8 protein-coding genes are annotated in these 10,194 nt (G+C 69.0%); 1 reads left to right on the top strand and 7 read right to left on the bottom strand.

What is annotated here, in order from left to right; translation table 11 throughout:
• Nucleotides 1–325: 325 nt before the first annotated feature.
• From DK254_RS28035 to DK254_RS28005, 7 genes are all read right to left on the bottom strand, one after another.
• Entirely contained in the window at nt 326–1,849 is a 1,524-nt protein-coding gene (locus DK254_RS28035) for a malonyl-CoA synthase (RefSeq protein WP_109936439.1), read from the bottom strand.
• A gap of 8 nt (nt 1,850–1,857) precedes the next feature.
• Nucleotides 1,858–3,159, bottom strand: coding sequence for a malonyl-CoA decarboxylase (locus DK254_RS28030; RefSeq protein WP_109936438.1), 1,302 nt, complete (start codon nt 3,157–3,159; stop codon nt 1,858–1,860).
• Between the two features lie 25 nt (nt 3,160–3,184).
• Nucleotides 3,185–4,642 (bottom strand): amidase, encoded by a 1,458-nt coding sequence (locus tag DK254_RS28025; RefSeq protein ID WP_109936437.1) that lies wholly within the window; start codon nt 4,640–4,642, stop codon nt 3,185–3,187.
• Nucleotides 4,643–4,794: 152 nt separating this feature from the next.
• Nucleotides 4,795–5,829 (bottom strand): extracellular solute-binding protein, encoded by a 1,035-nt coding sequence (locus tag DK254_RS28020; RefSeq protein ID WP_109936436.1) that lies wholly within the window; start codon nt 5,827–5,829, stop codon nt 4,795–4,797.
• A 25-nt stretch (nt 5,830–5,854) separates the two neighbouring features.
• Complete coding sequence (locus tag DK254_RS28015; RefSeq protein WP_089391024.1) at nt 5,855–6,661, bottom strand: ABC transporter permease; 807 nt, start codon at nt 6,659–6,661, stop codon at nt 5,855–5,857.
• Nucleotides 6,661–7,587 carry an ABC transporter permease gene (locus tag DK254_RS28010; protein ID WP_089391025.1) on the bottom strand — a complete coding sequence of 309 codons (927 nt, stop codon included), beginning with the start codon at nt 7,585–7,587 and terminating at the stop codon, nt 6,661–6,663. Before DK254_RS28010 ends, DK254_RS28015 begins: the two co-directional genes overlap by 1 nt.
• Before the next feature lie 15 nt (nt 7,588–7,602).
• Complete coding sequence (locus DK254_RS28005; protein WP_109936435.1) at nt 7,603–8,721, bottom strand: ABC transporter ATP-binding protein; 1,119 nt, start codon at nt 8,719–8,721, stop codon at nt 7,603–7,605.
• 214 nt (nt 8,722–8,935) lie between these two features.
• On the opposite strand from DK254_RS28005, the gene DK254_RS28000 reads away from it, so the two are divergent.
• Nucleotides 8,936–9,838, top strand: coding sequence for a LysR substrate-binding domain-containing protein (locus tag DK254_RS28000; protein ID WP_089391027.1), 903 nt, complete (start codon nt 8,936–8,938; stop codon nt 9,836–9,838).
• The last annotated feature ends 356 nt before the right edge of the window (nt 9,839–10,194 follow it).

The following is a 10,194-nucleotide window of genomic DNA, read 5'->3' as shown; positions in this document are numbered from 1 at the left end:
ACCGTTCGGTGTGAAGTGTGATATCGGCGCTCGTCGGCCACGCCGGTGTTGCCGGATGGCACGAAAACCACCAGCGGCACGGATAGCCCCCTCTCCCTGAAGGGAGAGGGGGCCGTTGGGCAGAGGTGGGTGTTTTGGAGTTAGCCGGTTAGCCCGGTAGGTTCCGGCTAAAACCATTACTTCTCTCGGCACGGACTAGCCCCCTCTCCCTTCAGGGAGAGGGCTGGGGAGAGGGTTGCGGAGTCCATCCAATACACCGAGCTCACAGGCGAGCACTGTTCGCGAGCAAGCTCGCTCCTACGAAGAGCCGTTATCCGCCCTGCGCTCAGGCGTACAGCTGCTTGAAGCGCTCGCGCAGCTGGTTCTTCTGCACCTTGCCCATTACGTTGCGCGGCAGCGCGTCCACGAACACCACCCGCTTGGGTTGCTTGTAGCGCGCCAGATGACCGTCCAGGCCGGCGAGGATGTCCGCCTCGCTCGGCGTCTCGCCGGGCCTGGCCACCACCACCGCCGTCACGCCTTCGCCGAAGTCTCGGTGCGGCAGGCCTATCACCGCCGATTCGGCCACGCCGGGCAGGGTGTCGATGATCTGTTCCAGCTCCTTCGGGTACACGTTGTAGCCGCCGCTGATGATCATGTCCTTGCTGCGCCCGACGATCTGCACGTAGCCCTTGTCGTCGATGAAGCCGATGTCGCCGGTCATGAAGAAGCCGTCGCCGCGCAGTTCCTCGGCGGTCTTCTCCGGCATGCGCCAGTAGCCGCGGAACACGTTGGGGCCGCGCACCTCGATCATCCCCGGCTCGCCTTGCGGCAGCAGCTTCGCCTCCTTCTCGGCCGGGTCGGTGATGCGCAGCTCGACGCCCGGCAGCGGGAAGCCGACGGTGCCGGCGATGCGCTCGCCATCAAGCGGGTTGGAGGTGTTCATGCCGGTTTCGGTCATGCCGTAGCGCTCGAGGATGGCCACCCCGGTGCGCTCGCGGAAGGCCTTGTGGGTCTCGGCGGTGAGTGGCGCCGAGCCGGAGACGAACAGGCGCATGTGCGCCACCGCCTCGCGGGTCAGCCCCGGTTGGTCGAGCAGGCGGGTGTAGAAGGTCGGCACGCCCATCAGCAGGTTCACCTGGGGCAGCAGGCGCAGCACTTCGGCGGCGTCGAACTTCTCCGTGTAGAGCAGCGAGCCGCCGGCCATCAGCAGGCTGTTGATGGCCACGAACAGGCCGTGGATGTGGAAGATCGGCAGCGCGTGCAGCAGCCAGTCGGCGCTGGTGATGCCCCAGGCCTCGACCAGCGCGCGGGCGTTGGAGACCAGGTTGCCGTGGCTGATCATGGCGCCCTTGGAGCGCCCGGTGGTACCGGAGGTGTAGAGGATGGCGGCGAGGTCGTCGCGGCTGCGCGCGACGTCGGCGAAACGCGCCGGCTTGCCTTCCACGTGGCGCATCAGGCTGCCTTCGCAGTGCTGCCCGAGGGTCGCCACGCGGGCCACGCCGCACTGTTCGGCCAGTGCCTTGGCCTGCTCCTCGAAGGCTGGGGTGCAGACGAACAGCGAGGGTTCGGCGTCGCCGAGGAAGTAGCTCAGCTCGTCGCTGGTATAGCCGCTGTTCAGCGGCAGGTAGACGGCGCCGGCGCGCAGGGTGCCGAGGTAGAGCATGATCGCCTCGGGGCTCTTGTCCACCTGCACGGCGACGCGGTCGCCCGGCTGCACGCCCAGTTCCACCAGGGCGTGGGCGAATTGCGCGCTGCTGCGCAGCATCTCGGCATAGCTGTAGCCGCCGCCATCCGGGGTACGGAGGAAGGGCTTGTTGAGGTCTTCGGGCAGGTGCTCGCCGACGGCGGCGAAAAGGCTCTGGTTCATGGCGGTTCCTAGCGGCGGGGCTTGGCCGGTGGGGCGAGATGTCGCTTGACCTCGTTGGCGGCGATCACCGTGCCCTGGTTGGCGTAGGCTTCGTGGTTTTTCTCGATCTGACGCAATTCGTAGCGGTAGTTGACCATCAGCCCGGCGGCCTGGCGCAGGCCGCCGGCGGAGAGGTCGCCGCGCCAGTTCAGGCGCTCCAGGCGGGCGCCGTTGCCCAGGTGGAAGCGCGCCACCGGGTCCGGCGGCAGGCCCTGGGCATTCTTGGCCTGCAGGAAGTATTCGGCGGCCAGCGCCAGCAGCGGCTGTTCAAGGCGCGGGGGCGGCGGCGCGTCGGGCTTGAGCGCCTTCAGGCATTCGGCGACCTCGGGGCGCTCGGCCTGGCTGTCGAGCCAGCGGCGGAAACCGGGCACCGGCGAGAGGGTGACGTACTGCTTGAGCCCGGGCACTTCGCGGGCCAGTTCCTCCACCACCTGCTTGATCAGGAAGTTGCCGAAGGAGATGCCGCGCAGGCCTTCCTGGCAGTTGCTGATGGAGTAGAACACCGCGGTGTCCGGCGCATCGGCGGCCTCGCCGGGTTGTTCGAGGATTTCGGCGATGGCGGCGGGCATCTGCCGGGTCAGCGCCACCTCGACGAAGATCAGCGGCTCCTCCGGCAGCGCCGGGTGGAAGAACGCGAAGCAGCGGCGGTCGGCCGGCTGCAGGCGGCTGCGCAGGTCGTCCCAGTCCTTGATGGCGTGCACCGCCTCGTAGCGGATGATCTTTTCCAGGATCGCCGCCGGGGTCGACCAGTCGATGCGCCGCAGCACCAGGAAGCCGCGGTTGAACCAGGAGGCCAGCAGGTGCTGCAGGTCGTGGTCCACCGCCGCCAGTTGCGGCCGCGCCTTGAGCTCCTGCAGCAGCAGGCGGCGCATGGCGATCAGTTCGGCGGTGCCGCCGGGGGCCTGGTTGAGGCGGCGGAACAGTTCCTGGCGCGGCGGCTCGCAGGCCTCGAACAGCGCGGTGACCTGCTCCGCGCCGGGGTTTTCCAGGTAGCGCCGGCAGGCGTCGGCCAGGGCCTCGGCGGGCGGCGCGAAGTCGTTGAGCAGGTTGTCGAAGAAGGCCTTCTGCTGCTCCGGCGGGCAGTCGCGGTAGGCGCACAGCACCTGCCGCGCCAGGGCCACGCCGGAGGCCTCGCCGTGGCCGGAGAGCAGGCGGCGGCTGGCCTCGACCAGCGACGCCGCGCTGATCGGCACCGGCTCGCGGGACTCCAGCAGCTGGCGGCCGCGTTCGCTGATGCTCTGCAGCAGTTCCTGGAAGAAGCTGACGTTCATCGAACCTCCTTCTTCGGCGCGCGCCTCACTGCGCCAGCAGCGGCGGCGGGCAGCGCCGGTACCATTGGGTGGCCTGCTCGTAGGCATGGGCCAGTTGCAGCACGGCCATGTCGGCCTGGTGCCGGCCGATGATCTGCAGGCCCATGGGCAGGCCCTGTTCATTGAAGCCTACCGGCACGTTGGCGACGGGGCATCCGGACAGGGTGCCGGGGATCACCACTTCCATCCAGCGGTGGTAGGTGTCCATGGCGCGGCCGGCGACTTCCTTCGGCCAGTGCAGGTGCTTGTCGAAGGGGAACACCTGGGCGCTGGGCAGCAGCAGGTAGTCGTAGCGCTCGAACAGGCGCTGGATGGCGCGGTACCAGTCGCTGCGCGCCACCGTGGCCTGGAACACCTCCATGGCCGACAGGCGCAGGCCGTTCTCCACTTCCCAGCAGGCCTCTTCCTTGAGCAGCGCGCGCTTGACCGGGTCGGCGTAGGCCGCGCCCAGGGAGCCGGCGACGAACCAGTGGCGCAGGGTGCGCCAGCAGTCCCACAGGCGTTCGGCGGGGAAGCCCAGCTCGCAGGATTCGACCTCGCAGCCGATGGCCTGGAAGTCGGCGAACGAGCGCTGGCACAGCTCCAGCACGCCGCGCTCCATGGCCAGGTGGCCGCCGAGGTCGCCCAGCCAGCCCAGGCGCGCGCCCTTGAAGTCGCGCTCCAGCGGGCCGGCGAAGGCCTTGCCGGATTCGGCGATGGACAGCGGCGCGCGGGCGTCCGCCCCGGCCTGCACCGACAGCAGCAGGGCCACGTCGCGCACGCTGCGGCCCATGGGGCCTTCGTAGCCGAGCTGGTCGCAGAACAGGTCGGCGGCGTCGTCGAAGGGCACGCGGCCCTGGGACGGACGGAAGCCGACGATGTTGTTGAACGCCGCCGGGTTGCGCAGCGAACCCATCATGTCGCTGCCGTCGGCCACCGGCACCAGTTGCAGGGCCAGGGCCGCCGCCGCGCCGCCGCTGCTGCCGCCGGCGGTGCGGGCCGGGTCGTAGGCGCAGCCGGTGGCGCCGAACAGCGGGTTGTAGCTCTGCGAGCCGAGGCCGAATTCCGGGGTGTTGCTCTTGCCGATGAGGATGGCGCCGGCGGCGCGGATGCGCTCGACCATGATGCCGTCGCGCTCGGGCACGTAGTCGCGGTACAGCGGCGAGCCGAGGGTGGTGCGGATGCCCTTGGTCAGCGACAGGTCCTTGATGGCGTGGGGCAGGCCGTGCATCCAGCCGCGGTACTCGCCGCGGGCCAGCTCGGCGTCGCGCGCGTCGGCCTGGGCCAGCAGCGCTTCGGCCGGTTGCAGGCTGACCAGGGCGTTGACCGCCGGGTTGAAGCGCTCGATGTGCGCCAGGTAGTCGCCCATCACCTCGCGGCAGGACACCTGGCGCAGGCGGATGAGCTGCGCCAGTTCGTGGGCCTGGAGCTGGACGAGGGGGCTGATATTCGGGTTCTGGCTCATGTGACGCGGCCTTTCTCTGGGTTCCCGCGTTCGCGGGAATGACGGAACAGTTCAGGGGATGGAGCTTTGACGGGGCGAGCGAAGCCACGGCGCCTTCCGGCGCCCTGCCCCACCCCGTCACCCCCGCGAACGCGGGGGGCCAGCGCCTTCGGTCAGCGCATCAGGTTGGTCCACAGCCGGTCGGCCAGGCGGATGGCGCCCTCGCCGCAGGTCTTGCTGAAGACCACCTTGGTGCCCTCGGGGATGTGCAGCTCGGGCGCATCCTTCAGGCTCGGGTCGAGGAAGGCGTCGGTGCCCTTGATCGGGCTCTGGTGCTTGAGGAAGTTCTGCGTCAGCGCCGAGTTCTCCGGCTGGCTCATGAAGGCGATGAACTGCCGGGCCGCCTCGGGGTTCTTGCTGCCCTTGGGGATCACCAGGTTATCCACCCAGGCCATCACGCCTTCCTTGGGGTACAGGTATTTCAGACTCGGCTTCATTTCCCGGGCGCGCAGCGAGGAACCGCCCCAGAACAGCGACATCGAGGTCTCGCCGGAAGCGAGGTTCTCGCGCACCGAGCCGGCCTTGGAGCTGTAGGTCTTGACGAAGGGCTTCTGCGCCTTGAGCAGGTTCAGCACCTGCTGCACCTGTTTCGGGTCCTCGCTGCACAGCGGCACGCCCAGGTACAGGCTGGCGGTGTCCATCACCTCGTTGACCGAGTCGAGCATGTTGATCTTGCCCTGCAGCTCCTGCGGCGGCTGGAACAGCAGCGAGTAGCTGTCGGCCGGGCCCTTGTAGGTGGCGGTGTCGTAGACCACGCTGGTGGTGCCCCAGATGAAGGGCACCGAATAGCCGCCCTCCGGGTCCCAGGTGGGCTTCTGCAGGTTGTCGACGATGTTCGCGTAGTACGGCTGCTGGGCCGGGTCGAAGCGCTCCAGCAGGTTCTCGTGGACCAGGATCGGCACGAACTGGTGCGAGGGGATGGCCACGTCGTAGCCGCTGCCGCCCTGCTTGAGCTTGGCCAGCAGGGTCTCGTTGGAGTCGTAGGAATCCACCGTGACCTTGATGCCGGTCTGCTTCTCGAACTTCTCCAGGATCTGCGGCGAGAAGTAGCCGCTCCAGCTGATGACGTTGACCTGGCCGGCGGCGTTGGCCGCGCCGGCCAGGCCCAGCGACAGGGTGGCGGCGATGACTGCGATCGACTTGCTCATGTTGACTCCCGTAGTGGCGTGGCGCTCAGGCTTTGGCTTTGCCGAGCAGGTAGGAAAGGCTGACGAAGAACACGGATACCCCGAGGATCAGCGTCGACACCGCGTTGACGTCGGGGGTGACGCCCATCCGCAGCAGGCCGAAGATGAAGATCGGCAAGGTGGTGGTGCCGGCCTGGGAGACCATCATCGAGATCACGAAGTTATCCAGCGAGACGATGAAGGCCAGCATCAGCCCGGAGAAGATCCCCGGCATCAGCAGCGGCAGGGTGACCTTGCGGAAGGTCCGCCAGGGCCCGGCGTAGAGGTCGGCGGCGGCCTGCTCCAGGGACAGGTCCATGTCCTCCAGGCGGGCGCGGATCGGCAGGTAGGCGAAGGGAATGCAGAACACCGTGTGGGCGATGATCAGGTTGCCATAGCCCAGCGACACGCCGAGGCTGGAGAACAGCGCCAGGGTGGCGACGCCGACCACGATCTCCGGCAGCACCAGCGGCAGCATGATGGTGCCCATGGACAGGCGCATGCCCTTGAACTTCGCCCCGCGCGAGGTGCCCAGCGCGGCCAGGGTGGCGATGGCGGTGGCGATCGCGCTGGCGCACACGGCGATCAGCAGGCTGTTGCCGGCCGCGCTGCGCAGCGCCTGGTTGGCGAAGGCGGCGCGGTACCAGTCGAGGCTGAAGCCGGTCCACACGGTGGCGGACTGGTTGGCGTTGAACGAGTAGATCACCAGCACCACGATGGGCGCGTAGAGGTACAGGTAGAACAGCAGGCTGAAACCGCCGAAGCCGGGGAAGTCCTGCACGCCGAGACGGCGCTTGCGCAACAGGGCCAGCATCACACACCTCCCCGGGCCACGCGCAGGCGCTCGGCGCGCATGGCGTAGAAGGTCAGGGCGAGCATCACCGCCGCCATCAGCACCAGCGACAGGGCGGCGCCGAAGGGCCAGTTACGGGCGTCGGCGAACTGCCGGAAGATCAGGTTGCCGAGCATCATCTTGGTGCCGCCGCCGAGCAGCTCGGGGGCGATCATCGCGCCCAGGCAGGGCACGAAGGTGAGGATGGCGCCGGCCAGGATGCCCGGCCGGGCGATCGGCAGGACCACCTTGCGCAAGGTACGCAGGCGCCCGGCGTAGAGGTCCTGGGCGGCTTCCAGCAGGCGCATGTCCATCTTCTCCAGGGTCGAATAGATCGGCAGCACCACGAAGGGCGCGTAGGTGTAGACCAGGCCCAGCAGCACCGCGCCGTCGCTGTACAGCAGCGGCAGCGGCTGGTGGATCAGGCCCAGGCCCATGAGGCCGTTGTTGATCACCCCGGTGCCGCGCAGCAGGAGGATCCAGGCGTAGGTGCGGATCAGCAGGTTGGCCCAGAACGGCACGGTGATCAGGAAGATCAGCAGGCCGCGGCGGCTGGCCGGCTGCATGGCCAGCCACACCGCCACCGGGAAGCCCACCAGCAGGGTGATGGCGGTGGTGGCCGCGGCGATGCCCAGCGAGCGCAGGGCGATGACCAGGTAGGAATCGGCGAAGGCCAGGCTGTCGTCCAGCTGGCGCTCGAACAGCAGCGAGACGTAGGCGTCGCTGCTGAACACGTGGTTGACGCCGCCATAGGGGTTGGCCTGCATCAGTGAGTAGGCGACGACGATGAGGATCGGCACCACCAGGAACAGGCCGATGGCCAGCAGCGCCGGCGATACGCCGAGCAGGTTGCCCAGGGCCCGGCGCCGCTCCAGGGCGTTGCCGGGGCGTACGGTGAGGGAAGACATGGCGCGCTCCTCGGCTCAGTCCAGCAGGACGCTGGCGCTGTCGCGGTCGAACTGCAGGCCCAGGCGCTCGCCCGGGGCGAAGCGCTGGCTCTGCCCGGCGCTGTTGGGCGTGCGCACGCGCAGGCGGGTGCCGTCGGCGAGGCTGACCTGGTACTGCAGGTCGGTGCCCAGGTAGATCTGCTCGGCGAGGGTGCAGGGCGTGGCCTGCGGGTCCTCGGCGCCGACCAGGCGCAGGCGCTCGGGGCGGATCGACAGCGTCACCTCGGCGCCCGGGCGCAGGCCCTCGCGGCTCGCCGCGCGCAGCGTGCGGCCGCCGGGGATGCGGAACAGCGCCTGGCCGTCGGCGATCTCGTCGACCTGCGCCGGGAGGAAGTTGGTCTCGCCGATGAAGTCGGCGACGAAGCGGTTGCGCGGCTGCTCGTAGATGTCCGCCGGGCGCCCGACCTGCTGCACCTCGCCCTCGGCCAGCACGGCGATGCGGTCGGACATGGTCAGGGCTTCTTCCTGGTCGTGGGTGACGAAGATGAAGGTGATCCCGGTCTTGGCCTGGATCGCCTTGAGCTCCTCGCGCATGGCCTGGCGCAGCTTCAGGTCCAGGGCCGAGAGCGGCTCGTCGAGCAGCAGCACCTTGGGGTGCGGGGCCAGCGCGCGGGCCAGGGCCACGCGTTGCTGCTGGCCGCCGGAAAGCTGGGTGGGGCGGCGTTCGGCGAAGCGCTCCATCTGCACCAGGGCGAGCATCTCGCGCACCCGCTCGGCGACCGCCGCCTTGCCCAGGCGCTGGCCCATGGGGTGCGACTCCAGGCCGAAGGCCAGGTTCTGCGCGATGGTCATGTGCGGGAACAGCGCGTAGTGCTGGAACACCGTGTTGACCGGGCGATCGTAGGGCGCGCGGTCGGCGATGTTCTCGCCGTAGAGGAGGATCTCGCCGGCGGTGGGGAACTCGAAGCCGGCGATCATCCGCAGCAGGGTGGTCTTGCCGCAGCCGGAGGGCCCGAGCAGGGTGAAGAATTCGTTGTCGCGGATGTCCAGGTCGACGCTCTTCAGCGCCACCGGGCCGCTGTCCGGGTCGCCGTAGACCTTGCGCACCGATCGAATGGAGACGGCGGCCGTCTGCAGGCCGTGCAGGGCACTCATGGATGTACCTCCGGTTCCCTCCCCCGCTGGCGCGGTGCGCGCGGAGGCTTGTACTTGTTGTGGCAGGAATGGGGAAAGCGCTGCAGCGTGTGCCGGTGACCGGCTGGTTTTGTGGTGAGGCTGCTGGGGCCGAGTGTGGCCAGATTGCAGTTGAGCAAAAAGCTCAATTTTCTTACATTCGCTATTAAATAAATTAACAGCCTGCGAGCCGCCCATGTCCCTGCCCCGCCTGCCGCCGCTCAACGCCGTGCGCGCCTTCGAGGCGGCGGCGCGCCTGGGCAGCTACGTCGCCGCCTCGAAGGCGCTGCACGTTACCCAGCCGGCCATCGGCCGCCACGTGCGCCTGCTGGAGGACTGGCTGGGCGTGCAGCTGCTGGAGCGCACGCCGCGCGGGGTCAGCCTGACGCCCGCCGGCCAGCGCTACTACGCGAAGATAGCCACGGCGCTGCAGCAGATCGCCGAGGCCAGCCGCGAACTGGCCCCCGGCGGCTCGGCGCGCTGGCTGAAGATCCTGGTGGTGCCGGCCTTCGCCAAGCGCTGGCTGATGCCGCACCTGGAAGCCCTGCGCCAGCAGCGCCCGGGGCTGAAGGTGGCGATCGAGCCGAACCCGACCTTCACCGAGGTGGACGGCAACAGCGCCGACCTGGGCATCGTCTACGGCATGCCCGGGCAGTACCCGCAGAGCTGCGCCACCCTGCTCCACCCGCAGGTGTTCCCGGTGTGCTCGCCGGCCTACCTGGCGGCCCACGGCCCGCTGGGCAGCGCCGAAGAGCTGGTGCGCCACGAACTGATCCACGTCCACGACGGCGAATGGTGGAACGCCTGGTTCGCCGCCAACCAGCTGGACATCCGCGTCAGCCCCGACGTGCTCTACGTCAGCAACGACCACGCGCTGTCCATGGCCGAGGCCGGCGCCGGCATCGCCCTGGCCAACGACGTGCTGGTGCGCAGGGAGCTGGAGTCCGGCGCGCTGGTGCGGCCGCTGCCGAACCAGGTGCGCCTGGAGAGCTACCAGTTGCTGATCCCGACGGGGCCGAGCAGCGCCGACATCGAGTGGTTCGGCGAGTGGCTGGCGCAAACCCTTGCCGCGGAGTTTCCTTCGGCATTGCCGTTGTAGGCGCGCCCTGCGCGCGGAATCGCGGGCAGGGCCCGCTCCTACAGGTTGCTGTGAGGCATGGCATCCCACCCGTAGGAGCGGAGCTTCTCCGCGATAACCGTCATCTCCGGCGCCATTCGCGGATGAGATCCGCTCCTACGGATTGCCCCAGCACCGTGCCCCATGTAGGAGCGCGCCCTGCGCGCAAATCGCGGGCAGGGCCCGCTCCTACAGGTTGCTGTGAGGCATGGCATTCCCACCCGTAGGAGCGGAGCTTCTCCGCGATAACCGTCATCTCCGGTGCGATTCGCGGATGAGATCCGCTCCTACGGATTGCCCCAGCACCGTGCCCCATGTAGGAGCGCGCCCTGCGCGCG

Origin of the sequence: Pseudomonas sp. RW407, assembly GCF_003176655.1 — a bacterium.
GTDB classification, from domain to species: Bacteria; Pseudomonadota; Gammaproteobacteria; order Pseudomonadales; family Pseudomonadaceae; genus Pseudomonas; species Pseudomonas delhiensis.
Note: the sequence above shows the minus strand (reverse complement) of the source record. Positions and strands in the feature narration are given on the sequence as shown.

Bases quoted from the DNA above. Each gene is read 5' to 3' on its own strand.
- DK254_RS28035 (WP_109936439.1), bottom strand. From the start codon at position 1,849: ATGAACCAGAGCCTTTTCGCCGCCGTCGGCGAGCACCTGCCCGAAGAC.
- DK254_RS28030 (WP_109936438.1), bottom strand. From the start codon at position 3,159: ATGAACGTCAGCTTCTTCCAGGAACTGCTGCAGAGCATCAGCGAACGC.
- DK254_RS28025 (WP_109936437.1), bottom strand. From the start codon at position 4,642: ATGAGCCAGAACCCGAATATCAGCCCCCTCGTCCAGCTCCAGGCCCAC.
- DK254_RS28020 (WP_109936436.1), bottom strand. From the start codon at position 5,829: ATGAGCAAGTCGATCGCAGTCATCGCCGCCACCCTGTCGCTGGGCCTG.
- DK254_RS28015 (WP_089391024.1), bottom strand. From the start codon at position 6,661: ATGCTGGCCCTGTTGCGCAAGCGCCGTCTCGGCGTGCAGGACTTCCCC.
- DK254_RS28010 (WP_089391025.1), bottom strand. From the start codon at position 7,587: ATGTCTTCCCTCACCGTACGCCCCGGCAACGCCCTGGAGCGGCGCCGG.
- DK254_RS28005 (WP_109936435.1), bottom strand. From the start codon at position 8,721: ATGAGTGCCCTGCACGGCCTGCAGACGGCCGCCGTCTCCATTCGATCG.
- DK254_RS28000 (WP_089391027.1), top strand. From the start codon at position 8,936: ATGTCCCTGCCCCGCCTGCCGCCGCTCAACGCCGTGCGCGCCTTCGAG.